The 24893-nt window shown below is 51.2% G+C and carries 24 protein-coding genes; 13 read left to right on the forward strand and 11 right to left on the reverse strand.

Annotated features, from left to right (window positions below; genetic code table 11):
- Nucleotides 1–169 precede the first annotated feature (169 nt).
- The 7 genes from ffh (at nt 170) to AADEFJLK_RS13160 (ending at nt 4660) form a co-directional block, all read left to right on the forward strand.
- Entirely contained in the window at nt 170–1525 is a 1356-nt protein-coding gene (gene ffh / locus AADEFJLK_RS13130; RefSeq protein ID WP_088621528.1) for a signal recognition particle protein, read from the forward strand.
- A gap of 120 nt (nt 1526–1645) precedes the next feature.
- On the forward strand, nt 1646–1897 hold the full coding sequence (gene rpsP / locus AADEFJLK_RS13135) for a 30S ribosomal protein S16 (protein ID WP_088618672.1): 252 nt from the start codon (nt 1646–1648) through the stop codon (nt 1895–1897).
- A gap of 5 nt (nt 1898–1902) precedes the next feature.
- Complete coding sequence (gene rimM / locus AADEFJLK_RS13140; RefSeq protein ID WP_103974596.1) at nt 1903–2409, forward strand: ribosome maturation factor RimM; 507 nt, start codon at nt 1903–1905, stop codon at nt 2407–2409.
- Nucleotides 2409–3170 (forward strand): tRNA (guanosine(37)-N1)-methyltransferase TrmD, encoded by a 762-nt coding sequence (gene trmD, locus AADEFJLK_RS13145; protein ID WP_103974597.1) that lies wholly within the window; start codon nt 2409–2411, stop codon nt 3168–3170. Before rimM ends, trmD begins: the two co-directional genes overlap by 1 nt.
- 2 nt (nt 3171–3172) lie before the next feature.
- Complete coding sequence (gene rplS / locus AADEFJLK_RS13150) at nt 3173–3514, forward strand: 50S ribosomal protein L19 (protein WP_088618669.1); 342 nt, start codon at nt 3173–3175, stop codon at nt 3512–3514.
- Nucleotides 3515–3870: 356 nt separating this feature from the next.
- Nucleotides 3871–4320, forward strand: a complete 450-nt coding sequence (locus tag AADEFJLK_RS13155; RefSeq protein WP_088618668.1) for a beta/gamma crystallin domain-containing protein — start codon at nt 3871–3873, stop codon at nt 4318–4320.
- 133 nt (nt 4321–4453) lie between these two features.
- Nucleotides 4454–4660: a DUF6494 family protein gene (locus tag AADEFJLK_RS13160; RefSeq protein ID WP_088618667.1), complete on the forward strand. Its 207-nt coding sequence runs from the start codon at nt 4454–4456 to the stop codon at nt 4658–4660.
- 34 nt (nt 4661–4694) lie between these two features.
- On the opposite strand, the gene AADEFJLK_RS13165 is transcribed toward AADEFJLK_RS13160, so the two are convergent.
- From AADEFJLK_RS13165 to AADEFJLK_RS13200, 8 genes are all read right to left on the reverse strand, one after another.
- Nucleotides 4695–5834, reverse strand: a complete 1140-nt coding sequence (locus AADEFJLK_RS13165) for a glycosyltransferase (protein ID WP_103974598.1) — start codon at nt 5832–5834, stop codon at nt 4695–4697.
- Nucleotides 5835–5843: 9 nt separating this feature from the next.
- Nucleotides 5844–6827, reverse strand: coding sequence for a hypothetical protein (locus AADEFJLK_RS13170; protein ID WP_088618665.1), 984 nt, complete (start codon nt 6825–6827; stop codon nt 5844–5846).
- Nucleotides 6824–7627, reverse strand: coding sequence for an aspartyl/asparaginyl beta-hydroxylase domain-containing protein (locus AADEFJLK_RS13175; protein ID WP_103974599.1), 804 nt, complete (start codon nt 7625–7627; stop codon nt 6824–6826). The genes AADEFJLK_RS13170 and AADEFJLK_RS13175 overlap by 4 nt, the downstream gene beginning before the upstream one ends.
- Before the next feature lie 8 nt (nt 7628–7635).
- On the reverse strand, nt 7636–8118 hold the full coding sequence (locus AADEFJLK_RS13180; RefSeq protein WP_088618663.1) for a GNAT family N-acetyltransferase: 483 nt from the start codon (nt 8116–8118) through the stop codon (nt 7636–7638).
- 195 nt (nt 8119–8313) lie between these two features.
- Nucleotides 8314–8853: a phage tail protein gene (locus AADEFJLK_RS13185; protein ID WP_088618662.1), complete on the reverse strand. Its 540-nt coding sequence runs from the start codon at nt 8851–8853 to the stop codon at nt 8314–8316.
- A 221-nt stretch (nt 8854–9074) separates the two neighbouring features.
- Nucleotides 9075–9608 carry a phage tail protein gene (locus AADEFJLK_RS13190; protein WP_103974628.1) on the reverse strand — a complete coding sequence of 178 codons (534 nt, stop codon included), beginning with the start codon at nt 9606–9608 and terminating at the stop codon, nt 9075–9077.
- A 103-nt stretch (nt 9609–9711) separates the two neighbouring features.
- Nucleotides 9712–11211 carry a DNRLRE domain-containing protein gene (locus tag AADEFJLK_RS25885; RefSeq protein WP_103974600.1) on the reverse strand — a complete coding sequence of 500 codons (1500 nt, stop codon included), beginning with the start codon at nt 11209–11211 and terminating at the stop codon, nt 9712–9714.
- Nucleotides 11212–11292: 81 nt separating this feature from the next.
- The gene (locus AADEFJLK_RS13200) at nt 11293–11922 is read right to left on the reverse strand and encodes a DVUA0089 family protein (protein ID WP_088618660.1); all 630 of its coding nucleotides are present in this window, start codon (nt 11920–11922) and stop codon (nt 11293–11295) included.
- A 478-nt stretch (nt 11923–12400) separates the two neighbouring features.
- Here AADEFJLK_RS13200 and mepK point away from each other — a divergent pair, with 478 nt between their 5' ends.
- Nucleotides 12401–12985, forward strand: a complete 585-nt coding sequence (gene mepK, locus AADEFJLK_RS13205) for a peptidoglycan L,D-endopeptidase MepK (protein WP_088618658.1) — start codon at nt 12401–12403, stop codon at nt 12983–12985.
- Nucleotides 12986–12988: 3 nt separating this feature from the next.
- Here the strand turns inward: mepK and AADEFJLK_RS13210 are convergent, their stop codons facing one another.
- The 3 genes from AADEFJLK_RS13210 to AADEFJLK_RS25130 form a co-directional block, all read right to left on the reverse strand.
- Entirely contained in the window at nt 12989–14899 is a 1911-nt protein-coding gene (locus tag AADEFJLK_RS13210) for a L,D-transpeptidase family protein (RefSeq protein ID WP_088618657.1), read from the reverse strand.
- A 325-nt stretch (nt 14900–15224) separates the two neighbouring features.
- Nucleotides 15225–16931, reverse strand: a complete 1707-nt coding sequence (locus AADEFJLK_RS13215; RefSeq protein WP_088618656.1) for a proline--tRNA ligase — start codon at nt 16929–16931, stop codon at nt 15225–15227.
- Between the two features lie 341 nt (nt 16932–17272).
- On the reverse strand, nt 17273–17482 hold the full coding sequence (locus AADEFJLK_RS25130) for a hypothetical protein (RefSeq protein WP_146054592.1): 210 nt from the start codon (nt 17480–17482) through the stop codon (nt 17273–17275).
- 506 nt (nt 17483–17988) lie between these two features.
- On the opposite strand from AADEFJLK_RS25130, the gene AADEFJLK_RS13220 reads away from it, so the two are divergent.
- Genes AADEFJLK_RS13220 through AADEFJLK_RS13240 form a run of 5 tightly spaced genes read left to right on the forward strand, consistent with a single transcriptional unit; the run spans nt 17989 to nt 24886 of the window.
- Nucleotides 17989–18792 (forward strand): response regulator, encoded by an 804-nt coding sequence (locus AADEFJLK_RS13220; RefSeq protein ID WP_103974601.1) that lies wholly within the window; start codon nt 17989–17991, stop codon nt 18790–18792.
- A gap of 41 nt (nt 18793–18833) precedes the next feature.
- Nucleotides 18834–19208, forward strand: a complete 375-nt coding sequence (locus tag AADEFJLK_RS13225; RefSeq protein WP_088618654.1) for a response regulator — start codon at nt 18834–18836, stop codon at nt 19206–19208.
- A gap of 8 nt (nt 19209–19216) precedes the next feature.
- A complete protein-coding gene (locus AADEFJLK_RS13230) occupies nt 19217–19738 on the forward strand; it encodes a chemotaxis protein CheW (protein ID WP_088618653.1) in 522 nt (173 codons plus the stop codon).
- Nucleotides 19739–19774: 36 nt separating this feature from the next.
- Complete coding sequence (locus tag AADEFJLK_RS13235; protein ID WP_103974602.1) at nt 19775–21568, forward strand: methyl-accepting chemotaxis protein; 1794 nt, start codon at nt 19775–19777, stop codon at nt 21566–21568.
- 54 nt (nt 21569–21622) lie between these two features.
- Nucleotides 21623–24886 carry a hybrid sensor histidine kinase/response regulator gene (locus AADEFJLK_RS13240; protein ID WP_103974603.1) on the forward strand — a complete coding sequence of 1088 codons (3264 nt, stop codon included), beginning with the start codon at nt 21623–21625 and terminating at the stop codon, nt 24884–24886.
- Nucleotides 24887–24893: the final 7 nt, after the last annotated feature.

Below are 24893 nucleotides of genomic sequence, written 5' to 3' on the forward strand. Positions count from 1 at the left end.
CTTATTTTTAGCGCGGCGATGACGGTAGAGGGTAAGCAGGATGGGTTTGGCAATGACTGCTAAGTGCAAAGGTCTCATTGGCTATGTTAATATAACAGGTTAAATAGTCCTAGTGCATTTATGCCTACGGATAGCTTCTTTGTCTTTTAAGAATAATAACAACGCCGATATGTTTGATACTTTAACCGACCGCTTAAGCGACACACTGAAAAAACTCAAGGGTCAGGCCCGCCTGACCGAAGACAACATCAAGGATACCTTGCGCGAAGTGCGTATGGCGTTGCTGGAGGCAGATGTCGCGCTGCCTGTTGTCACCGATTTTATCGAACAAGTCAAGCTTGGCGCATTAGGGCAGGATGTCCAGTCCAGCCTGACTCCCGGCCAGTCGATGATTAAGCTGGTGCAGGCCGAATTGATTAAGGTCATGGGTGAGGCGAACGAAAGCCTTAACCTTAAGGCTGTGCCGCCTGCGGTAATTTTGTTGGCGGGCTTGCAAGGGGCGGGTAAAACCACCACGGTCGCCAAGCTGGGCCGTTGGCTGAAAGAAAACCATAAGAAAAAAGTCGGCGTAGTCAGTGTTGACGTGTACCGCCCGGCGGCGATCAAGCAGTTGGAAACCTTGGCGGCGGATTTGTCGTTGGATTTCTTCCCTAGCGACATTTCGCAAGATCCGGTCGAGATCGCCAAAAACGCCATCGACGCGGCAAAGCGCAAATTCTTGGATGTAATTATCATCGATACCGCAGGCCGTCTGCATGTCGATGATGAGATGATGGTCGAAATTAAGGCCTTGCACGCCGCCATTAAGCCGATTGAAACCCTGTTTGTGGTCGATAGCATGACCGGACAGGATGCCGCGATAACCGCAAAGGCATTTAACGATGCCCTGCCGCTGACCGGGGTGATTTTGACCAAGGCCGACGGCGATGCCCGGGGCGGGGCGGCGTTGTCTATCCGCCATATCACCGGCAAGCCGATTAAGTTTATCGGTGTCGGTGAAAAGACCTCGGAACTGGAGCCGTTTTATCCTGACCGTATCGCCTCGCGCATTTTGGGCATGGGTGACATTCTTGGCCTGATTGAAGAGATTGAGAAAAAGGTCGATAAGGAAAAGGCCGAAAAATTTGCCCGCAAAATGCAAAAAGGCAAAGGCTTTGATATGGAAGACCTGCGCGAGCAGCTCCAACAAATGCAAAGCATGGGCGGTATCGGTTCGATGATGGAAAAAATGCCCGGCATGAATAAAGTGCCGCAAGAAGTCAAAGAAAAGATGAACGACAAGATGTTGGCGCGGCAAATTGCGGTGATTAACTCCATGACCATGCAGGAGCGCCGTTTCCCTGATTTGATTAAGGGCAACCGCAAAAAGCGTATCGCGGTCGGCTGTGGTCAGGAATTACAAGATGTTAACCGGATTTTAAAGCAGTATCAGATGATGCAAAAGGTCATGAAGAAAATGAAAAACGGTAACATGGCGAATATGATGCGCGGCCTGAAAAGCAACGCCAAGAATCTGAGAAGATAGTTCCTAGGGAAGAAAATCTGCCGATTGCCTGAAGTCGGCATTAATTTTTCTTCACTTATCAGTAAATTCGCGTAAAATAGGCGGATTAACAATTATTAAATGTTTTTTTGAGGAAATTAGATGGTAACCATTCGTCTTTCAAGAGGTGGTGCAAAAAACCGCCCTTTTTACCACGTCGTTGTCACCGATAGCAGAAGCGGTCGTGATGGCCGTTATATCGAACGCGTCGGTTTTTTTAACCCATTAGCGCGTGGCAATGAAGAAAGATTACGTTTAGACGGCGACCGCGTCGCTTACTGGCAGGCCACAGGCGCACAGCCTTCTGACCGCGTCGCCAAATTGATTAAAGACGCTGCTAAGGCAGCCGCTTAATCCGCTTGGCAGATAAAGGGCTGGTTAACGTTGGCGAAGTGTCCGGCGTTTTCGGTATCAAAGGCTGGGTAAAAGTTTTTTCGTTTACCGACCCGCGCGACAATATCCTAAGCTATTCGCCTTGGCTGCTGAGCAAAGGCAATGAGACGAAAACCGTTAAGGTGATTGAAGGGGCGTTACAAGGCGGGGCGGTGGTGGCCAAGCTGGTGGGGATAGACGATAGGGATCAGGCGGCTGCATTAATGGGCTGGACGATTTTTATCACCCCTGAACAATTGCCAAAAACGGCTGCTGATGAATATTATTGGTCGGACTTGCTCGGTTTAAACGTTGAAACGACCGACGGCGTATCGTTAGGCGTTGTTGATAGCCTACTGGAAACAGGGGCTAACGATGTCGTCGTAGTGAGCGGCGAGCGTCCTAGGGCTATCCCGTTCTTGCAGGGGCAAACCATTATCCGTATTGATTTGGCGGCGCAACTGATGGTTGTCGACTGGGACCCGGAATTTTAATGGTTCTGACCCGTTTTGATGTTGTCACCTTGTTTCCTGAAATGGTTACTGCCGCTGCCGCCTATGGCGTAACAGGCCGTGCCATTGAGCGTAACATCGTCAGCCTGTCGGTTTGGAACCCTAGGGATTATACCCAAGACCGGCATAAAACGGTCGATGACCGACCTTATGGCGGTGGCCCTGGCATGGTGATGAAATACCAACCCTTGCATGATGCCGTATCGGCAGCGCAGCAAGCCGCCACTCCGGCGGGCGGGCGCAAGGTGGTTTGTTTAAGTCCGCAAGGAAAACCGATAACCCAGGCATTGCTCAAGGATGCCAGCCAACTGGCGCAATTGGTGTTGGTGGCGGGGCGTTATGAAGGCATAGACGAACGTTTTGTTGATCTGGATTGTGATGAAGAATGGTCGATAGGCGATTACGTCATCAGCGGCGGTGAACTTGCCGCGCTGATAGTGATTGATGCCATCACCCGTTTGTTGCCGGGTGTGCTCGGTGATGCCGATTCGGCAGTGCAGGACTCCCATGCCGCTGGCCTTTTGGATTGTCCGCATTACACGCGGCCTGAACAGATTAATGACCGTGCAGTACCCGACGTGTTAATGGGCGGAAACCATGCGGAAATAGCGCGTTGGCGGATGAAGCAAGCACTGGGGAGAACCTGGCAAAGACGGCCAGATTTATTAAAAAATAATAATTTGGATGCAGAACAGGACAAGCTGCTGAAAGAATTTATAGTAGAATTGAATAAAAAGGTGTAGTGATGAGCAATATTATTGATGAATTGGAAGCGCGGCAGTTAAAACAAATCCCTGAATTTAGCTCAGGCGACACTGTTGTGGTACAAGTAAAAGTAAAAGAAGGCGAGCGTGAGCGGATTCAGGCGTTTGAAGGCATTGTTATCGCTAAGCGTAACCGTGGCTTAAACTCGGCGTTTACCGTCAGAAAAATTTCCCACGGTACAGGCGTTGAGCGGGTTTTCCAAACCCACAGCCCTATGATCAGTGAAATTATTGTTAAGCGCCGTGGCGATGTCCGCCGCGCCAAACTGTACTATCTGCGTGATCTTACCGGTAAAGCGGCGCGTATTAAAGAAAAACTGTAAGCGGTTATTTTTAATCCGTGCAGTGAAAAAGGCAGCTTAGGCTGCCTTTTTTTATGTTTGTTGAACTGCCTTGCTTTTATAGGCTCTCTAAGAATAGGTTCCTGCCCTTGTTGGGGGATGATGGCTCGGTTCGGTTGCATTTTGCGGGCGACCGCCCATTTTTTACACGCGCTATCGGCTTAACGCTTGCTTTGATAGCGCTTGCATACCTAACGGTGAGGGCATTAAGTACCTCAGCCTGTCTATATGCGTTATTTCCGACGTTACAGTGAACAGGCTGAACGGGCATTGGATTCCCAACAGCGGTCAGGGCGGCAATGCCATTCGATCAATAAAAGATGGAGGAGGGGATAACAATGAACAGCATCCGATTATTCAGCGGCATTAAAATGTGTTGCGTTACGGCATTATTATTAGGCACGGTAGCTACGGCTTATGCCGGGGACGAAGCCTGTTGGGCCGAGTTTTTTCATGGCACTAACTATACGGGCGAGCATGTCCGGCTGAACGGGCCGGTGCAACTGGACAATTTACATAACGTCAATGGCGAAAATTGGGATTTGCGCATTGACAGCATTAAAGTCGGGCCTAAGGCGAAAGTGACGGTTTTTGAAAATCTCAACTTTAAACTCACGTTAAAGGAAATGGCAAAATATCCAGATTTAATGCGTTCTTTAGGGGTTACGGAACAGGACATCAAAGAAGATTCCGAGCTGATTTTTGGTGCCAAAGCGACAATACACGACCTTAGCGATTTTAATTTCCATGATAAAACCCGTTCATTGAAGATTGATTGTCTTGAATGAACCTTTAGGGCAGGACATATATGCCAAGTCATACTATGTGGGGTTGGGTTAAAAATACAGCCCCTCACTATGCGAGTAGGTTAAAAAATTTGTACGGCTATTTGGCGTAATGATCAGCTACAGGAGAATGCAGATGAACGAAGATATCTTTAACATCGAAATCAGAAAGTTTTTGAAAACGGTCGGCATCACCTCGCAACGGGAAATCGAACATGCTATTTTAAAGGCTGTTGAAGCAGGGCAATTGAGCGGTACAGAAACGGTTGCGGTCAGTATGACGCTGGAAGTTCCGGCTGTCGGCATTAGCCATTGTATTGAGGGCACGATAGCGCTTGAGTAACGGCTAATGGCTGGAAGAGCCGTATTGCTGGCTTTTAACTTGGCAATAGCCCCCTTAATTCCGGTTGGTTAAGTTTGGCGATGGCAAAGCCGGCGTTTGCGCGGATACGCGGCCAGTGTTCGGCGGGGATACGCTTATCGGCCAGCAGTTGCTGGCAAGCGGCCAACGACTCTTGGTAATGCCCCGCCCAATACGCGGTGATAGCGAATTCATCCAATAAGCCGTAGTCATACAACCACTGTTTGGCAAACAAGGCATCGGGCGGGTTGCTCAGGGTCAGGGCGTGTTTGCCGAACACATAGCCTTGCTGGTATTTACCCAAGGTGTGGCAAAGCCGCATTACGCCATGTAAGGCTTCGGCGCGGTTTGGGCAGGCCTCAAAGGCACGAAGATACAGTGTCAATAATTCTTCAGGCGGATGGCCTAGCACTTCTTTCAGGTGCGCGGCATTGTAGAGGCTGACAGTCACTTCTTGTTGCCAAAAGCCTTGTTGCGCCCGGCGTAAATAAGTCTCTACTGCCCGTTCCAACTCGCCAATATCCCAGTAGCTTTGCGCCAGATAAAAAGTATAGCGCGAGATTAAAAACGGGTCGGTTTCGGTTTGTAACGCTTGCTCTAACAGGGTTGCATCGGCCCGGAATTTATCGGGGTTTTGGCTTCTTACCCCGTCTGTAGTGGGCTGGTTAAAAAAGCCGCCCACTAGGGCGCGGCTAAGATCGGCACAGTCCAGATATTCGTGCAACACGGCTTTATAAACCAGCGGCAGGCGGTTGCTGAACAGTTGTGGGCGGTTGTAGATCAGGCCGTTAAAGTGCGTGGGGATGTCATAGACAGGCGCGGACAGGCTGTTTTTGAAGGCCATGCAGTCAAAGTCAGGGGCAAACACCAATACTTCATCGGCATCAATCATCAGCGCATAATCTATCTCGGTGCGCCCACGCAGTTTGGCCAGTACCGAATTGCGGTTCGCGGCAAAATTTTGCCACGGTTCGTCAAGTACTTGGCCGGGCAATTGCTGCTCACGCAAAAAGGCGCGGATGAGGTCTTGCGTACCGTCAGTGGAGCCGGTATCCGCAATTAACACATAATCTAGCAAGGGTAACACGCTGCTTAGGCAGCGGCGGATGACCTTGGCCTCGTTTTTAACGATCATCACTAAGCCTATGCTAGCCATACCTGTCCTTTAGTTTATCAGGCCTGTCAGCCGTTCCAAGCGCATTTGCTCCAATACGGCATAAGGCGTGTCTAACCAGCGCGCGGCGATGGCGCGTATCGCCTCATCGGCGTCGCGCTGTTTATCGGCGGCATCGGCGGTAAAAGTCTGCTGGGGATTTTTAGAGTGGCGGGCTGTGGTCTGTTGCCAAGCGGTAAGGTCAGAGCCGTTCAGGTGCAGCTTAAAATGTGGGGCAAGGCGGGTTGTCAAGGCCGTCGGCAATTCGCTGTAATTGACCAGTAAGCCGCCCGGATAAGTTTGCAGGGCTTGGATAGCCGCGTTCAGGATATGGGAAAGCACCCACGCGCCGTGCTCTAAGGGTTGGTTAAAGAGCTGTTCGGGCGGATAAAGGCCGTGCGCTATCATTGAGCCGGGGATCAGATACGATGAAGGCATACGCGCTTGCGAAACCAGCACTTCCAGTGGGTCGCGGTAGAGGAATAGCCACGGCGTACCGGGAAAAGCGCTCAGAATCCGCCCGATATGGCAGATATGCCAGCAATCGGTTTTTAGGAATAAACGTTGGTCTTGGGCGCGGCGCGGTTGCCCCAGTGCGGCAGTGAGGTCATGCAGTAAGGCTTCGCCTGCCTGTTTGTCAAAATCCGGGGAGGCGGTTAGCCATTGCAAAAAAGTATCAATAGCAGGCGGTTCCGATAGCACGACGCTATCGGATAAGGCGGCGAGGGCTTGCGCGGCCAAGGTTGAGCCGCAACGGCTGCTATGGAAAATGATACCTTGTAAGGGCAAGCCCGGATGGCTAAGGGCGCGTTCGGTTAATACCGATAACTCGGTGCGTTGGCGGAACAATTGGTTAAAGGGTTTGACCGCGAGTTTTTGTAAGGTGTCTTGGCAAAACGGTTCGACAAAACGCTCTTGCCCCATATAACACCAATGGACATGGCCGCGTTGCAGATATAAGGGTATCCAGTCCGTTAAAGCATCGGTTGTGGTCATGGCAAGTTCCTTTCAATCCAAGCACGGTGGTTTTGGCGCATTATCTGCCTTAATTCCGGTTCGTCCAAGCTATGCCCGGAACGTGTGGCCACATTGGCCAAGGCGGCGATAAAGGCATCGCTGGTGTTAATGGCAAATAACTGCCTGTGCAGTTCAGGGTTATCTTGCATTTGTTGGTGCAACCAAGCAACTGTCAGTGGTGGCAGGGAAGGCGCATTGGGCGTGGCCTGTTCGGCAGCGGCTAAGAGCGCCAAAAGCCAGTCATTGACTTTGCAGTCGAGTACCAGATGGACGCGCTCAGTGTCGCCCCGGTTGGCAAAAAAATGCGGCAGGCTAAAATCGGCATACCAGCATTCCCCCGCCGCCCAATGGTAAGGCTTGCCGTCGATACGGCATTCGACATCGGGGTTGGTGCTGATAACCAGATGGATACGGACTTCGCCGACATCCAAGCCTAAGCCATGATCGCGGTGTTCGTTGATAACGGCGCTAGGCGCGAGCCGTAAAAGCCGCACCGACAACAACGGGCAGGCAAACTGGCTAAGGGCGGCTTGCAGATGTGGGCAACGCGCCAACAGTTCGGTATCCGCCCAAGTTTCGGCGTTAGGATCGGAATAAATCGCGTTATGGCTGCCCGGAACGGCGCGTAAGGCGGCGGCGCTCCAATCGCCTTGATAAATGCTGTTATTGAAATGGGCTTGCCAGTCGGTAGGAGCTAACGTTGCCACATCGGCTTGGAGTTGGGCGGCATTGAACGCGAGCGGTAAACGGCAGGCAGAAATAGGTGTTTGTGCTGGCATGGTTTTTTTTAAGGATTACTGGCTTGTGGCCGCCATTGCATCAGGCGGTGTACGCCTTTATCTTCGATGACAGAAAAGCCCAGTTTTAGGTAAAGGTGTTGCGCGGGATTGAACTGCTCCACATGCAGTTGCACGGGTTTGTTAAACTCTTCGGCTTCTGCCAATAGGTTGTACAACAGCAAGCTACCGATGCCTTGCCTACGGTAAGGGGGCAATAAGGCAATGTCTATCAACAGCAAGTCGGTTTCGCCACGATGCAGATAATAACGTCCGATAGGCTTGTCCGCTTGGCTGACGATAAGGAAATCGGCATTCGGATAATGTTGCCGATAATGGCTGCGTTGCAAATCGAATTGCATGGCTAGGAAGGCACTTTTCTGTGCGTCTGTCCAAGGTACGGAGGCCAGTTCTTCGTTACGGCTAGCTGCGTAAATTTGCCGCAGTAACAGCTCGTCAGCCGCCGTTTCGGGGCGTAGGGTAATCGCCTGCATGGTGGTAGGGGTGTTGGCTAAAAGAAAAAATGGTAACAGAAAGGCGTAGCCTCGGCTAGGGTAACGAGTGCCGGACAGGCAACTTACTGCTTAAGGCCTTGCAGATTTGTGCTTTAAGAGGCATAAATCTGCAAGGTTTGGCGGAGCTAATGCCTTAATCGTTTTTAGTGGCCGAGGCTATGGCAAAAACAGCCCTTAGTTTCTGCTTGGGAAAATGCCCTCTAAGGCAATGATAAAGTTTACGCACAAATAAGGCTGTAAGTTGGGGTGCGCCTGACCGCTGTTAGGTATTCCGCTAACCGCTGTTGGGTTCATGATGGAATTAGGTGCACTGGCAAAATCCTGCATATCCGCGTTGCCGAGCTTATCAATAGGTTTAGCCAAAAACTCACCGACGGGTGTCGGTAAAGTCCCGTCTGCGCTAGACACGTTTAAAGCGTGGCTGTGGCTGGGCAAAGAAGCATAAGATAAGGTTACCGATTCTATGCCGCTCCGTTGGCCTAACAGATACGAGCTTAACCCAGGGGCACTACCTTCATTTACCGGAACTCGGCTGCGTAAGTCGGGCAAGGCAAAGGTGTTTTGGCCGTCACCGCCGTAAGTTATACCGATTAGGGCAAACAGTGCTGGGTTTTGGGAAATGGCTAGCACTCTGCCATCACATAAAGCCCAGCCGGGTTGCGGGGCATAACTAAAACCTGCCATACGGATTTCACCGATAAAAGGTGCTGACATAATGAACTCCTCAATAATAATTAGTATCCGCCGTTTAAAGTAAATGGCCGCTTAACTGTATGGCGAATCAGGTTAAGACGGTAAAATAGGCTCGGAAAATCATTCCGTCAGCGCCGACCAGACCTTTCAATGCCTTATTGCGTAAAAAAGCCTGAAAGGTCTGGCGGATATTCGCTATGTCATGCCCATTTTTATAAGCCGAGTGTTGGCAAGGCCCGCCCTTAGTTTCTGCTTGGGAAGATACCGTTTAAGGCAATAATAAAGTTTACACACAAATACGGCTGTATGTTGGTGTGGGCTTGGTTGCCACCCGTTGCACCAATTGCCGCCGCATTCATGGTTGCATTAGCCAAACCGGCAAAATCCTGCATATCGGCGGCACCATTATTATCGATAGGTACAGCTAAAAAGTTGTTGACAGGGGTCGCGAGATTGCCGTGACCACTGGAAACGTTCAAGCCATGGGTATGGTTAGGTATTTGGGCGCTGGTTAAGGTAACTGTTTCACTACCTGCTTTTTGGCCCATCGTATAGGTGCTTAAGCCAGGGCCGGCGCCTTGGTTTACTGGCACCCGCCCGCGTAAATCAGGTAAGCCAAAGGTAGTGCGTCCGTCGCCGCCGTAGGTTACGCCGAGTAAGGCAAACAGAGCTTGGTATTGGGCAACGGGAAGTGTATGGCCATCGCACAAAGCCCAGCCGCGTGGGGCATAATTAAAGCCGACCATACGGATTTCGCCGACAAAAGGTTCTGACATAATGAACTCCTCAATAATAATAGTATTCGCCATTCAATAAAATCCGCTTAACCGTATGGCGGTTATGGCTAAACGGAGGGTAAGGTTTAATGTTTTATAGCTTTTAATTGCTTATACAATGATAAGAGACATCTAGAGCATTAACTGTATTGGTGTTGGATACGCTAAGGCTTGTTGTGGTGGTTGATATTCTTGGTGGGCTACTGACGGTGCCAGCAGAAGTCAAAGGTGTTACCACACAAATTGGGGCATTACCAACAAAAACGGCGTTGCTGCTAAAAGTGACCGAGCCTGAGCTGCTGGCACCTATTCCTGTGATTTTGCCAGTAACGATGTGCACATTTGAAATGGCTGTGCCGCTGTTGTCATAAACAGGGATGCTGGAACCCGAAGCAGGGGTTACCCATTGGGTGTTGTAGTTAGTGCCGTCAATCTTAGATAGCACCTGATTGGCGGTGCCGCCTGTAGGTACGCCTGGACCAGTGGCGCCCGTCGCTCCGGTAGAGCCTGTCGCTCCCGTAGCGCCTGTTGAACCGGTAGGGCCTTGAGGGCCGGTTGAGCCAGTCGCTCCGGTTGCCCCTGTAGCGCCAGTTGATCCCGTCGGGCCTTGCGGGCCGGTCGAGCCAGTGGCTCCCGTTGGGCCTTGTGGGCCGGTTGAACCCGTGGCTCCCGTCGGGCCTTGCGGGCCGGTCGAGCCAGTCGATCCTGTAGGGCCTTGCGGGCCGGTTGAACCAGTCGCTCCGGTCGAGCCAGTCGATCCTGTAGGGCCTTGTGGGCCGGTTGCCCCTGTAGAGCCAGTCGATCCTGTAGGGCCTTGTGGGCCGGTTGCTCCGGTCGAGCCAGTCGATCCTGTAGGCCCTTGTGGGCCGGTTGCCCCTGTAGCGCCAGTCGATCCTGTAGGGCCTTGCGGGCCGGTTGCCCCTGTAGCGCCAGTCGATCCTGTAGGGCCTTGCGGGCCGGTTGCCCCTGTAGCGCCAGTCGATCCTGTGGGGCCTTGCGGGCCGGTTGCCCCTGTCGCTCCGGTCGCACCCGTAGCACCAACCGCTCCCGCCGGCCCTTTTAATGAAATTTCAAGATAAGCCGGATGGCTAGTTTGCAGGGCTTCTTTACTGTCTATAGTGATGGATGTGTTGGTTGTTGAAGCATCAGGTTCCAAAACTAAGCCGTTGTTATTGGCAGGATTGTCAACCCAATCCAGAACCAAGTTGGTGACGTCAACAGCAAAATAGCTATTGGCACGGCTAATGGTCGCGCTGCTGGCCGCTGCCGCACCTTGGGTGGGGGCGGTAGTGACAGTCCCTTCGCTCCATGCTTGGGTGATAGGGCTCGCTTGGATTTTGCCGCTGCTGGGAATGGTTTTTACATAAAAGACCAGGGTGGCTTTGGCAACATCACTGGAGGTGATGCCGCTAGGCAATGCCGATAAATCAAAATTGAACAGGGCTTTGCTGCTGGAAACAATATTAATGGCTACTGCACCGCCCGTATTGGTCGCTGCTGAATTAACATCAGCGATAAGCGGGGCAACCACGGCATGGGCAGTGATTGGGTTAAGGCACGCTAAGGCGATAGCGGCGTGTAGGGGTGTGAAAGATAAGCGCATGGCAACTCCAAAAAATATTTTATCGATGATGGAGTTACCCTAACCTGAACGGCTGGCAACTCCTAGACAAACGGTTACGGCTTAAGCAGCGGTTGTGGTACGGATTTTTTTTGCTACTTTGCTGGCTTGCCAGCCCAGTAGGCCAATCAGCGTCAGGGGTAAGGCCGCTGGGGCAGGTACTGGCGATGATGGGTAGGTATCAGCCGCGCTGACATTTTTGATGTCAACCGCCCATTGGCCACTACCGCCGCCGCCGTTAGTGGTGAACGGGGTAGGAGAAAAGCTGGTTAGGCCCAAATCGAATGCAAAGCCGTCCGTCAAATAGTCGCCTGCCCGGAAATTGTCGGTTTGGGTCAATGCTAATAGGTAGTTGCCGGCAAATAACAGGCTGCTAGAAATAATGGCTTCATCACCGGCATTTTTGATTTCGGTGGAATAGAACCATTGGCCATCGGACTCTTTAAAAATGGCAAGATAAGGGTCAAAGCCCCCCGCACCAATAGTTGCACCTGCGGCATTTGTTCCGCCGTTCAAAGACAAGGTGTCGATAATAAAAGATGAAGAGTCTGAGGCTAGGGAAAAACTAAACAGCTGGACATCGCTGTCTTGAGTGAAGTTGCCTGTAAAGCTGAAATCTGCCGCCATTACGGACTGGCTAGCCAGCAGCAAGAAGGCGAGTTTCAATGTGGTAAAGCGGTGTTTTGCTATCATACTTATTACCCGATTGCTAGATTAATACTTGAAAAGTGTGAACTCCATCAAAAAACGGACGGATTTTAACAAGACTTCTTTAGAATTCCGAGGTAATTTCTCACATTTTTTAAAAAAATATGTGATTTTGTTTGATTATAAAAAGCAGGAAATTTTGTGATGCAAATTAAATAAGGTAGTTTTTCACATTTTCAAAAATTATATGTTTGTTCGCGGCATTGTTGTTTTCCTGGTAATGATTGAAAATACAGGGATATAAGTAATTTTATCTGACCGGTATAATTAAGGGGATGCTGGAGCAGGCACAGACCATAATTCAAGCATTTTTGCGGCTGTGGCCGCTTGGTTGTGGCAGGGGGATTTAAAAAAAAGTGGGTGCGGCGATCAGAAGCCGCAAGTTTTGCGGGTAAAAAAAGCGGATTTAAGATTTTGTTAAGGCAATTGTAGGCAAAATAGGCAAAAATTTTGGAGCTTGCCAATGAACCGACCTCATGACACCGACACGGCGCAACCGCCCGTGCTGACCAAACGCCGTTTTTTAAAGCAGTTAGTCTGTGGTTCCCTATTAGCGGCCACTACCCCTTCGATTGCCAAAGCCGCCCTCCGCCACTATGCCCCACCGCCCCGAACACTCGCCTTACTGCGTCCGCACACGGGCGATGCCATCCAAGTCACTTATTTTGACCAAGGCCGTTATCTTGATAATGCTTTAAGCGAAGTGGATTATTTGCTACGCGATAGCCATACTGATGAGTTGCACCCGATTGATCCGGCGTTGCTTGACCAGTTGTATGATTTGAGCCAGTGGCTAGGTATCAGCCAGCCCATCGAAGTGGTGTCCGGGTACCGTTCGCCGTTTACGAATGCGCAACTGCGCCGCCAAAGCCATGGGGTCGCCAAGCACAGCTTGCATATGGAGGGTAGGGCGATTGATATCCGTATTGAGGGTGTGCCGACCGCCGTCATTAGGCAAGCGGCGGTGGCGATGCAGCGGGGTGGGGTCGGCTATTATCCCCATGCCGATTTTGTCCATCTGGACACGGGGGATATTAGGTTGTGGTGAAGGCTATTTGTTAATATCGACGGTTTTTAGGGCATCGGTGCCGATGTCGGGCAGAACCGCGTCGTCTTTTACCTTAATTGGATCGTTGGCTTGGACAAAGAGCATTTGATCGGACAGTTCGCCAGGATTTTTTAACGCCTCCAGTAAGACCGTGTCATGGTCGTAGATATCGGGATAAAACACTAATTGGTTATGCTCATCGAAAAAGGCCGTGGTGTAAAAAAACAGTACCGGAATGGGTTTGGCCAAAACGACCCGCTGCATTTTTACCGATTTCATGGCCTGTTGTATCTTAGCCTTGTCCCAGCCTTTTTGGTTTTTCAAGACAAATTCCGCTAAAGCTTGGGGATCGTCGACGCGGACACAGCCGTGGCTAAAATCCCGCCGTGAACGGCTAAATAAAGCATCAGCGGGGGTGTCATGTAAGTACACATCATCTTTGTTAGGGAAAAGGAATTTAACCCGTCCTAACGCATTTCTCGTTCCCGGTTTTTGCCGGACTCTTAGCGTCCCTTGTTTTAATTGCGCCAGTGCCGCACCCGAAAAACCGACCGCTCCGCTTTTGCCGACCAGTTCCATATTTTGTGAGTTTAGATAGCCTGGGCCATTGGCCAATTTGGGCAATATCTCATTTTTGACGATATTGTAAGGCACGTTCCAATAAGGGGAAAATTCAATAAAGCTCATGCTCGCCATCAGTACCGGTGTTTGGGCTTTCATGGCTTTGCCGACCACTACCCGCATTTGCGTGGTGGTGGTTTGTAAATCATTAATGTCATCAAGTGCCCAGAGTTGGAACGCGGGGATATTGACGACAATGGAAGGGCCGCTGCCCAGTTCCGGCAACCACCGCAGGCGCTCCATCGCCAAGCTAATTTGGGTTACCCGTTTTTCCAAGCCCGCATTAAGTTCCGTTACAGTGGATTTGCCGATCACCCCGTCACCTGATAAACCATGCCGCCGCTGGAAGCTTTTCATGGCGGTCACGGTGTCATCACTATAGCGGGTCGCTTTGCCATTGCTTTGGCTGCTGGGCAAATCGCCTAAGGTATGCAGTAAATCCCGCAGATCCGCCAATTCGGGTAAGTTTTCGCCAGGGCGGATGGGTTTTTTAAACGTCATGGCGAAAGGTTTGGCCTGTTGCGCCAAGGCGTGGTAATGTTCTAAGGCGGTTTTTAACAGTTGGTATTGCTTCAGTTGCGGCTCGACCATGCTAGGCAGGCTGGCGACGGTTTGCTGTTCGGTGCTGGCCTTGATGAGGGCAGGCAGGTCGATGGTTTTTTTGTCGCGGAGCTTGAGGTTAAAGTTAATGACCTGGGGGCTGATACGGCCATAATGCAAGTCGTGTAAAAAACGCAACAGCGACAGGCTCAAGGCGGTGTCGTAACTGGCCTGTTCCCGGTAGGCATCCGCATCCAAATGCAGCATGGCGGGCATTTTTTTCTGCAAGGTGTCGAGATTGTAATGACTGGTTTGTAAGCCATTTACTGCCGCATTGGCTAATAGCTCCAGTAACGCCGTGATATTCTTTTCCGATGTCTCTGTGCCCAGCCAGAGCGGTTGGTAGTTAGCCATTTTATAGAGGGCATCCAAATCGTCGGCGCGACTGGCAAAGCCGCCGGGTAACAGCAAAGGATGTTGTTTAGCAGTAATGATTGCGGTGATTTCTTGGCTGACAGGCGCAAGAGCCGGAACTGCTGGTGTCGGATTTAAGATGGGGTCGTTGGCCAATAGCGGCGGAGCCATTAACGTCAGGCAGGCGTACATGAACCAACGGGGAGCTTGGCGGCTTAGCCAGCTACCTGAGAGAGCGGTGGGGCGGGAAGCCAAAACACGCGCAGGCTGTAGCCTTACCCTAGCGGAATTATTAAATCCATCAAAACGCTTAAAACTTGCCAATATATTCAGGTGCATAAAATATCCAGATGTTAGCTTAACTGCCGATTGTGCCAATATTACCACTAACAGGCTGTTTCTTAGGATGATATGAAACCAGGATAAGCTGTTATGTCGCTAGGCTTGGTTTATTTTACACTAAGTTAACGGCCAACATGGACGACAAAGGTAATTCGTTGCTGCAAATCCCTCTTTCTTGCTTGGCAATGCGGCGTTTACGGTAAGGCGGCGGCATATAAGGCCGCTTTGGAAAGCGCTTAGCTATCCGAAGCGGTGGCGAGCCTAGCCGGGGTAACTCCCGACAAGTTAGGGTGATATTATTGTTTGGCCGGGCCAGCAGAGCTTATGCCAATTTAGCCTGAAGAAACGCCAGTACGTCGGTAAGCGGCAATTCTTCATTGTCGCGCGAGGTTCTGGCCTTATATTCTACCGTGCCGTTATCCAGGCTTTTGTCACCGACGATAATGCAGTGCGGGATACCGATCAGTTCCATATCTGAGAACATAAAGCCGGCGCGGACTTTGCGGTCATCAAACAGCACGTCAATGCCCGCCGCTTGCAGGTCTTGGTAGAGCTGTTCGGCCAAGGCTTTCAGGCGCTCCGATTTGTGCATGTTCATAGGCAGCAGGGCGACTTGGAACGGGGCGAGGTTGGTCGGCCAGATAATGCCTCGGCCATCGTGGTTCTGTTCGATAGCCGCCGCGACGACGCGGGAAATGCCGATGCCGTAACAGCCCATCAGCATGATTTGGTGCTTGCCGGCTTCGTTAATGATGCCCGCCTTCATTGCGCCGCTGTATTTGGTGCCGAGCTGGAAGATGTGGCCGACTTCAATACCCCGCGCTAAAGTGATATGGCCTTGGCCATCTGGGCTAGGGTCACCTTCGACGACAGTGCGCAGGTCGGCAAGTTCGGGTAAGGGCAGGTCGCGTCCCCAATTGACACCTTGATAATGTTTGCCGTCTTGGTTAGCGCCACAGACAAAGTCCGCCATTAAGGCGATGCTACGGTCGGCAATAATCGGCATGGTCAGGCCGATAGGGCCAATAGAGCCGGGCTTACAGGCACAGGCGGCAATAATGTCGGCTTCGCTGGCGAAAGTCAGCGGCGCGGCGACACCGGCCAGTTTTTCCGCCTTGATTTTGTTCAGTTCGTGGTCGCCCCGTAACAGCAGTGCCACCAAACCCTCTTCTTCACCTTTGACAATAAGGGTTTTCAGGCATTGGGTTGGGGCAATGGTCAAAAAGGTGCAAACTTCTTCAATGCTGTGTTGGGCAGGGGTGTCAACCAGAACCATCGGTGTGCTGGCGGCAGGGCGTTCGCCCGTAGGGGCCAAGGCTTCGGCTTTTTCGACATTGGCCGCATAATCGCTGGCGCTGGAAAAGGCGATGGCATCTTCGCCGGAATCCGCCAAAACATGGAACTCATGCGAAATGGCGCCGCCAATAGAGCCGGAGTCGGCGATCACCGCGCGGAACTTTAAGCCCAGATGGTTAAAGATATTGCTGTAGGCGCGGTACATCACCTCATAAGATTCTTGCAAGGACGCTTGGTCAAGATGGAAAGAATAGGCATCTTTCATGATGAATTCGCGCGAGCGCATGACCCCGAAACGCGGACGTATCTCGTCGCGGATCTTCGTTTGTATCTGATAAAAGGTAATCGGCAGTTGCTTATAGCTTTTCAGTTCGTTACGCGCCAAATCAGTGATGATCTCTTCGTGCGTGGGCCCTAAGCAAAAGTCGCGGTCATGGCGGTCTTTCAGGCGTGCCAATTCGGGGCCGTATTGTTCCCAGCGTCCGGTTTCTTGCCAGAGTTCGGCAGGTTGCAAGGTCGGCATCAACACTTCCAGTGCCCCGGCTTTTTCCATTTCGTCACGGGTGATTTTTTCGACTTTGCGCAACACCCGCAAACCTAACGGCAGCCAGCTATACAGCCCGGCGGCCAGTTTACGGATGAGGCCGGCGCGGATCATGAGCTGATGGCTGATAATTTCGGCATCGGCAGGCGTTTCTTTGACGGTATTGAGGGGGAACTGAGTTGTACGCATAATAAGGCAGGGTTAAAATAAAAGTACCTATTTTACAGCTTTTTCGCGGGTTCCCAAGCGTTTGCGGGTTTAAATCGCCACTGTTGTGTGAAGAGCCAACCCAAACCGGAGGCTGTAGGCCGTTAACGTCGGGTTGTCTACGTTTAAATCCGTAACGTAGGAAGCAATACGGCAGCGGAGATTGGCCGTGGCTGCCGATAAAGCCGCAATAATGATGGCCTATAGACGTAGAGGCAAAAAAAACCTTCTGCTTGCCTATCAAGATAGTAAATCCTATCTTGATAGGCAAGCAGAAGGTTAGAGGGGCTTCGATGAAAAATAAACATGAATCGGCAGGCACATTAGCGTTCAGCGTCAGACGAACCATGCTCTGTTAAACCATCGTTTTGCGGTAAAGTTCCCAACACGGTATTAAATTTTGCGGACAGGCGTTGGTAGGCAAAAGTACCGCCAAGCTCCGTCGGTCTATTTGCGTAAAACGGCCATTTCCATTGCTTTAGTCGGAAGAGCAACAGATTTCTTACGCACAATGGCAGAAAAATTTCTGTCATGGCGTAAAAACGTATCCGCTTATGCCCATATCGGCATTGTGTATTGTGTAATGTTGAAAATTTGCAAAAGCCGCCTGTCTTTTTGCTTTTGATGTTGTAGTTTAGGTGTGCTTTTGTTCTTTTCGATTATTAATTTTTATATAAAAATCATTATTATATAATGTGTTTCGGGTATTTCCCCAAGTGCTTGCCTAACCGCCATTTAATTATGTCTAGGTATTGTTGCAAATAGGGTGGCAAAATATTTTTGTTCCCACTCGCTCTGTTATATATGGCTAAGGGTAAGCTATAAATTCACTCACCAGCAAATACCGTAAGGCTTGCGATTTTATGCAGGTTTTTCGTATTTAACGCAGTACAATGAACTTAAAGGCGGAAAAGCCATAGCAATCGGCGGACAAGTTTGGGTCTGGCACTGGTTTTTTGCCAGGGCTATTAATCTCCGCCAGCCTACGCCATGCGCCAATACAGAATCAATTTAGCTACATTTTAAAGGATAATAGGCAATGAAAATAAGCACCTTAGGATTTCCTTCAACAGAAGAGGCCAAGCTTGGAAAAATTTTGCCCCTGGCGAAAAACGCGGCTTACACATTACAGGCTTTTGATGCTTCGGGTGTGCCGGATGTGCTGTTGGTCTTTGGTGAGGTCGGTGCGTATCAAGCGCAGTTGACGGGTTTGTCTGGATTACCCGTGCAAATCGGCGTGGTTGCCAAACAGCCGCCCGAACAGGCCGGGTATTTTCACTTGCCTTTTCCGTTAGTGGCATCACGGGTGTTACGGGTTTTAGATGGCCTATCGGGGGTAGGGGGCATAGAGCCGCCGTCCACACCCGCCCAACCCGAACACACAGCCATAACAGTCACGGCCGAACCCGCTGCCATAGCCGCTCCTATTGAGGGCGACACCGCCTTGCAATACCGCGTGTTGGTGGTGGACGATAGCTTACCGATGCAAAAGGCTTTGGCGTTGGAACTGGAGAAATTGCCGGCCACTGTGCATATCGACTTTGCGGGCAGCGGCGAAGAAGCCTTAACCATGACCGAGGAACAGCGCTACGACTTTATTTTCCTTGACATTATGATGCCCGGCATTGATGGGTTTGAGGCTTGCACCCAGATGCGTAAACGCCCGGCCATGAAAAAAACCCCGATTATTATGTTGACGGCAAAAACCTCGCCGATGGATGAAGTCAAAGGCGTTATTGCCGGCTGTTCAACTTATTTGACCAAACCTATTGTCCATGAAGACTTTCAAAAAGTGATGCAGCGCATTACCAAATGGGTGGACAATTTTAGTGTCCGCGACTAAAACAAAAACTCCAACAGCAAATATGCTTAAAGGTGGCGGCAATGGCTTCGACAAAAAAAATCTTGGTAGTGGATGATGCCCTTATTGACCGGCAACGGCTGTGCGCCGTACTGGCTAAAGCGAACGTGAACGCGACCGTGTCATTGGCACAAAATGGCCGGGAAGGGGTAGAGAAAGCCCGCATCGAACACCCTGACCTGATTTTTATGGATATTCTGATGCCCGAATTGGACGGCTATTCGGCGTGTCGGCAGCTTACCACCGCCGCCGACACCAAAGGCATTCCGATTGTTATCGTGTCCATAAAACACCAGCCTGCCGATAAAGTATGGGCTACCTTGCAAGGGGCCGTGGCGCTGGTCGCCAAACCTTACACCGATGACCAGATACTCGAACAGGTCGCCCATTTCATTTAGGTATTGTTATGAACGGTACGCCGACCGCCCCGCCAGCCGCTAGACAACAAGACGCTACAGATAATAGCGTTATCCGCCATGGCTTTAGTGTCGGGCAACTGCATTTGTTAATACCGTCTGGAATCCCAGTGCAATTGCTTGACGTTCCCAGAATTTCGCCGCTACCCTTAGCGCCGCCGTGGTGTAAAGGCATGGCTAACCATCGTGGTGATGTCATTGCGGTATTTTCCGTTCCCGAATTGCTCTTGCCGCCAGCACCGCAAACCACCGCCAAACACCCGCATTGGCTGTTGGTGATCGATAGCCCACCGAACATGTGCGGCCTGCTGATCGATAGCTACCCGCAATTGCTTAACGCTTTACAGGAAGCCGATTTGGATAGTGTCGCCAATATCCCTGAGCAGATACGGCCATTTGTTTATGCGGCGTATACGGGTAGCGGCAAAACGTGGTTGGATTGCCGCTACGATGCTTGGCTGTTATCGGTAAAAGCGCTGTTCCAAGACTACCAATCATCACTCCTGAGTTAGCCGTGTCTGCGCTAATTTGACTTGCGAGGAAACACTATGCAGTTATTGAAACCCTTTAGAAACCTAAAACTGCCGATAAAATTCCTTATCGTGACGGGTTTTTTGGCTATGGGCTTGTTATCCTTAGGGCTTAACTATTATCAGACCATCCAGCTTGAAGAAGGTACGTTGGAGAGAAACCAGCAGCTTAGCACCTTATCGAGCTTAGTCGATTCGGTGACGATTGACGTGTTGGAAGCGCGGGGGTATCAAAAAGACTACCAGTTCCAACAACAAGCGGCCATGGTGGACAATTTTGATGAAAGCATGTCTTTGGCGGACGATGCCATTATTGCCGTCGAGTATTTTTTGCGCACCGATGACGACAGAAAATTGGTCGATGCCATCCAGCAGCGGTTATTGGATTATCAGGACGAATTTCATAAGTTGGTTGATCTGAAAGCTTCCCAGGCCGATAAAAAACAGGCCGTCAGTGAGCATATCGAAACCCTGATCAAAGCAATGGAGCCGCTCATGGGGCGGTTTTTTGCAATTAAGCAAGATTATCAGGCTAAGGACAAATTGATTTTTGACGCGGAAAAAAGCATTAAGTTACGGTTATTTTTAGGTTCCGTAACGGTCATGGTGATCGCTTTGGTGGCGACTTTTTTCATTCTGCAATTTGGGGTGTTAAGGCCGGTGGCGGTGATCCAAAATACCGTCCGTAAAATTTCGGCGGGGGACACCGAGGTCAGAAGCCGCCTTAGCAGTTCTGATGAATTGGGCGAGTTGGCGACTACCCTGGATAATTTGTTGGATGAAAGAATACAGGCCCTCATCCAGAAACAGCGCGAAAATGATGCTATCAATACTTCTATCATCCGCATGATCCAAAACGTGTTCATGCTCAGCCAACGGGATTTGACGGTGATTTTGCCCGTTGAAGAAGATGTTACCGGAGCCATTGCCGACTCGATTAACCAATTGACCGAATCCATTAAAGCCGTTTTGGAAAATGTCCGGGTTGTTGCCGAAAAAGTTGTGGACACGTCCAACCAAGTGAAAGAGCAATCCAGCTCTGTTACCCAATCGGCTAGTGAAGAGCAACAAGAGATTGAAGAGACTTTAGCGGAATTGGAGCAGGCGATAGAGACCATGCAATTGATTTCGGAATTGGCGCAAGTGACCAATGAAACCTCCCTCAAAGCCATCAACACCACCGAAAATGCCGAGGAATCGGTCTCGCAGACCATTGCCAGTATTAACAAAATCCGCACGACCATTAACGATGCCGAGAAAAAAATCAAACGCTTGGGCGAACGTTCGCAGGAGATTGGCGGTATCGTCAAGCTGTTGGACAGCTTTTCTTCGCGGACCCATTTATTGGCGATGAACGCCAGTATGCATGCCGCTTCGGCGGGCGTGGCGGGTAAAGGCCTGATGGTGGTGGTGGAAGAAGTGCAGCGTTTGGCGGAAAACTCCAGCGAAGCGGCGGCGGAAATCGAGGAGTTGGTGAATAATATCCAACAGGAAACCGCCGATACCGTCAGTGCCATGAATGCCGTTATCACCAATGTGGTCGAAGGCACGCAATTGGCGGGGCAGGCGGGCGAGCGGATGCAGCAGACGCGTCTGAGCACCGAATTGCTGGTGGACTCGATACAGCGTATCGCCCGCTACTCGGTCGCCCAAACCGCCGTGGCCGAACAGTTGCGTTTCCGCGCCGTCAGCATCGATGCGAGCGCCCATTCCACTTACGAAAAAATGTCCGAGCAGACCAGTTTGTCGGCTGATTTGGTCTGGGCGGCGGAAGAGCTGCAAGCGGCGATTGGTGTGTTTAAATTGTCATAAGGGGTCGGCTTTTGCCTGCCGCACCCATCCCCTAAACAGTCCTTAGGAACACCCATGTGTGTCGAATTTGTTGAACAGATTATTGTGGCATTGGCTGATGAGCAGGCTTATCTGGAGGCGCGGCCTGATAAAGACGGCTTGCTGGAACGGCTGGCGGTGCAATGGCAAAACCTGATGATAGCCGCCGCCGAAGAAAATTGCTTAGGACTGGTGGATTTATTCGGTTTTTATATCGAGTTGCAAGAGCAATTGTTGGCTGACCAAGACGCTTTGGGCGAAGCCGAAACCGTTTTTTTGTTGGCGGGCATTAGCCAATTGGATGATTTTTTCCAGATACCCACACCTGAAGCCATGCTGGCAGTATTAGATTTTCTGCAAGCCCCGCAATGGCCTAGCCCGCTTAGCGATGAAGATAGGGGTTATTTTCAGGAACTGCTGGAGGCGGATAGGCTGCGTTTGTTAGGTGTGGACGATAATGCCCAAGACGAAGAAGACTCAGCGCTAAGCGAAGAAGTGCCCGCTGTTGCCAATAGTGCTGAAGACGGCGGTTTTGCCTACCTGGACTATGTTTTACTGGCGGAGGGGCCGATCAGCGTTGACCCGCAACTGATCGCCATGATCGGCGGGCAATGCGTCTTATTGCAGGAATGCTGGCAAAGCTCCGCCACGCTGCCGGAACGGCTAAGTTTAGTGCTGGAAGCTGTGGAGCCGATTGTCCGTGCTACGGCGGGTATCCGCTTATGGGCTGGGCATTTTGTCTTGACCGGGCTGATGAAAAACCTGCACGGCTATCAGGATGATCCTGACTTGTTGGGCGATGACACGCCAATGCTGATAAACAACGCCTTGGCCGCTATCACCCACTATTGCCAAGATACCCAAAACCTATCTGTCCAGCAAGCGTTGGACGAATTGTTCGCCAACCCGGAATGGCCGTATTGCTTAAGTAGCGACGATAGCCATTTCTTACGGCAACTGTTCGCCCAATTAAAGTTGCAAACCGCCGCCGTATTGGTCGCTGAGGTGGTATCTGCTGATGACATCAGTTTAATTATTCCTGATGATGTCGATCCGCAATTGTTGGATATGGCCTTTAATGATTTACCGCAACTGACCGAAGACTTTGCCAAGCATTTACAGGCTTTTCTTAACCGCCAAGACCGTGAGGCGTTGCGCACCGCGCAACGGGTCGCGCATACTCTAAAAGGCTTGGCGAATATGCTGGGGGTGAAGGGGATTGCCAACTTAACCCACCGTTTAGAAGATATATTGGAATTTTTGCATACCCAAGCGCAATCCCCCGATGCCGGTTTGGTTGAGGCGCTGATGGAGGCGGCGGACATGTTGGCGGTGCTGGGCGAAGCGCTGTTAGCGCGGCGTGCGCCCCCTCCGCAAGCCCTCAGTGTTCTCCAACAATTAGCCGATGGACATTATCGGTTACAGACCGGAGAGGCGGCAACGCCGGTTGCGGCTAACCCTAGCCCCGCTGCGGAGCCGTTGCCTGACGAGCAGGAAGCGGCTGGCCGTGAAGATACTTTTGTCCGCGTCCCTAAAGCCTTGCTTGACCAATTATTCCGTGTGGCGGGCGAGGTGAAAATTTCCGATACCCAATTGGACGAACAGCTTAAGCAAATTAAAGCCCTACTGAAAACAGGCGGCGAACGTTACCGCACCTTACAGCGGGTACTGGCTGACTTGGAGCAGTTACTCGCCACCACACTGAATAACCCGTCAGTCACTGCCGTCCACGATGGCTTTGACCCCTTGGAAATGAACCGCCTCAATGAAATGCACAGCAGCATTTCTAAGCTCTATGAAGCCGCCGCCGACAGCCGTGAAATCGAACGGACAGTGGAGGGCTATGCGCGGAAAATGTCCGATACTTTGCTTAATTTGGCGCATTTGCATAAAGACAGTTTAGAGAATGTCCTCGCTACCCGCTTACTGGCGGTCGAGTCTATGGTGCCGCGCTTACAGCGTACCCTCCGGCAAGCCTGCCGCGTTGCGGGTAAGCAAGCCGAGTTGGTGGTGACGGGCGGGCAGACGCTGATAGACAGCCAGATACTTAATCAACTGGCCGACCCATTAATGCACATTCTCCGTAACGCCGTCGATCATGGTCTGGAACCCCCTGCCCAAAGGTTAGCGGTCGGCAAGCCGGAACATGGCCTGATCCAACTCAGTTTTGTTGAAGAAACCGATAGGATTGCCGTGGTGTGCGAAGATGACGGGCGCGGTATTAACCGTGCCGCCATCCGGCAAATCGCCGAGGCCAAGGGCCTGATCGACAGCACCGCGTCCTTAAGCGAGCAGGATATAGACCGCCTGATTTTAATTCCGGGGTTTTCTACGCGTAGCGAGGTCAGCCAATTATCCGGGCGGGGCATCGGTATGGATGTGGTGTATCAGGAAGTGATCCGCCTGAAAGGTAAGCTGGAGATTGCCTCAACTCCAGGCCAAGGCTGCCGTTTTACCCTGTCTATTCCTGCCAGTGCCTTGTTATTGAAAGCCCAAGTGGCGCGTTGTGGTCCTTATGCCTTATCGCTGATCCAATACGGTATTGAAAAAGTCCTGTTATCATCCGACGGGCAATTACAGGCAGACGGTAACGGATTCTGGTTCAGTTATCAAGACCAACGCTACCCGGCTTACAGCATGGAAAACCTGATTGGCCTGCCCAGTGCCGATTATGGGCAGCTGCCGGATTTTCATTTATTACGCGTCAATTTGGGGCAGGGCGAAAAAGTCGTGGTAATGGTGACGGAATTGCTAGACAGCCGCGAACTGGTATTTAAGGATTTGGGCAGTTATGTGCCGCATAATCCGGCCATGCCGGGCGTGACTGTGTTGGCGGATGGACAAATTTCGCCTGTTATTGACCTGCCTGAAGCCCTTAAGCATAAAAGTGCCTATAACCAGCGCGTTATGGATTATGTGGCGCATACCGTGGCGGTTAAGCTGCCAAGGGTGTTAGTGGTGGACGATTCGTTAAGTGCGCGTAAATCCTTGGCGCTGCTGTTAAAAGACAGCGGCTATGACGTGGCGACCGCCATTGATGGCTTGGATGCCTTGGCGCAGATTGGCCAACACGCCCCTGATTTGGTCATCACTGATATGGAAATGCCGCGCATGGACGGCGTGGCCTTAACACGGGCATTGAAACAACAGGCGGAAACCGCGCCGCTGCCCGTGCTGATGATCACCTCCCGCTCCACCGACAAACACCGCCAAGAAGCCAAAAACGCCGGGGTTGATGCGTATCTGACTAAGCCGTGGACGGAAACCCAGTTATTGCAGGCGCTTGAGGGTTTGCTTTAGTTACTGG

It is taken from the genome of Methylovulum psychrotolerans, assembly GCF_002923755.1.
Lineage (GTDB): Bacteria > Pseudomonadota > Gammaproteobacteria > Methylococcales > Methylomonadaceae > Methylovulum > Methylovulum psychrotolerans.

Bases quoted from the DNA above. Each gene is read 5' to 3' on its own strand.
- AADEFJLK_RS13210 (WP_088618657.1), bottom strand. From the start codon at position 14,899: ATGCACCTGAATATATTGGCAAGTTTTAAGCGTTTTGATGGATTTAAT.
- AADEFJLK_RS13155 (WP_088618668.1), top strand. From the start codon at position 3,871: ATGAACAGCATCCGATTATTCAGCGGCATTAAAATGTGTTGCGTTACG.
- AADEFJLK_RS13190 (WP_103974628.1), bottom strand. From the start codon at position 9,608: ATGTCAGAACCTTTTGTCGGCGAAATCCGTATGGTCGGCTTTAATTAT.
- AADEFJLK_RS13170 (WP_088618665.1), bottom strand. From the start codon at position 6,827: ATGACCACAACCGATGCTTTAACGGACTGGATACCCTTATATCTGCAA.
- rpsP (WP_088618672.1), top strand. From the start codon at position 1,646: ATGGTAACCATTCGTCTTTCAAGAGGTGGTGCAAAAAACCGCCCTTTT.
- AADEFJLK_RS25885 (WP_103974600.1), bottom strand. From the start codon at position 11,211: ATGCGCTTATCTTTCACACCCCTACACGCCGCTATCGCCTTAGCGTGC.
- mepK (WP_088618658.1), top strand. From the start codon at position 12,401: ATGAACCGACCTCATGACACCGACACGGCGCAACCGCCCGTGCTGACC.
- AADEFJLK_RS13165 (WP_103974598.1), bottom strand. From the start codon at position 5,834: ATGGCTAGCATAGGCTTAGTGATGATCGTTAAAAACGAGGCCAAGGTC.
- ffh (WP_088621528.1), top strand. From the start codon at position 170: ATGTTTGATACTTTAACCGACCGCTTAAGCGACACACTGAAAAAACTC.
- AADEFJLK_RS25130 (WP_146054592.1), bottom strand. From the start codon at position 17,482: ATGACAGAAATTTTTCTGCCATTGTGCGTAAGAAATCTGTTGCTCTTC.
- AADEFJLK_RS13200 (WP_088618660.1), bottom strand. From the start codon at position 11,922: ATGATAGCAAAACACCGCTTTACCACATTGAAACTCGCCTTCTTGCTG.
- AADEFJLK_RS13220 (WP_103974601.1), top strand. From the start codon at position 17,989: ATGAAAATAAGCACCTTAGGATTTCCTTCAACAGAAGAGGCCAAGCTT.
- AADEFJLK_RS13240 (WP_103974603.1), top strand. From the start codon at position 21,623: ATGTGTGTCGAATTTGTTGAACAGATTATTGTGGCATTGGCTGATGAG.
- AADEFJLK_RS13215 (WP_088618656.1), bottom strand. From the start codon at position 16,931: ATGCGTACAACTCAGTTCCCCCTCAATACCGTCAAAGAAACGCCTGCC.
- AADEFJLK_RS13175 (WP_103974599.1), bottom strand. From the start codon at position 7,627: ATGCCAGCACAAACACCTATTTCTGCCTGCCGTTTACCGCTCGCGTTC.
- AADEFJLK_RS13225 (WP_088618654.1), top strand. From the start codon at position 18,834: ATGGCTTCGACAAAAAAAATCTTGGTAGTGGATGATGCCCTTATTGAC.
- AADEFJLK_RS13235 (WP_103974602.1), top strand. From the start codon at position 19,775: ATGCAGTTATTGAAACCCTTTAGAAACCTAAAACTGCCGATAAAATTC.
- trmD (WP_103974597.1), top strand. From the start codon at position 2,409: ATGGTTCTGACCCGTTTTGATGTTGTCACCTTGTTTCCTGAAATGGTT.
- AADEFJLK_RS13160 (WP_088618667.1), top strand. From the start codon at position 4,454: ATGAACGAAGATATCTTTAACATCGAAATCAGAAAGTTTTTGAAAACG.
- rplS (WP_088618669.1), top strand. From the start codon at position 3,173: ATGAGCAATATTATTGATGAATTGGAAGCGCGGCAGTTAAAACAAATC.
- AADEFJLK_RS13180 (WP_088618663.1), bottom strand. From the start codon at position 8,118: ATGCAGGCGATTACCCTACGCCCCGAAACGGCGGCTGACGAGCTGTTA.
- AADEFJLK_RS13230 (WP_088618653.1), top strand. From the start codon at position 19,217: ATGAACGGTACGCCGACCGCCCCGCCAGCCGCTAGACAACAAGACGCT.
- AADEFJLK_RS13185 (WP_088618662.1), bottom strand. From the start codon at position 8,853: ATGTCAGCACCTTTTATCGGTGAAATCCGTATGGCAGGTTTTAGTTAT.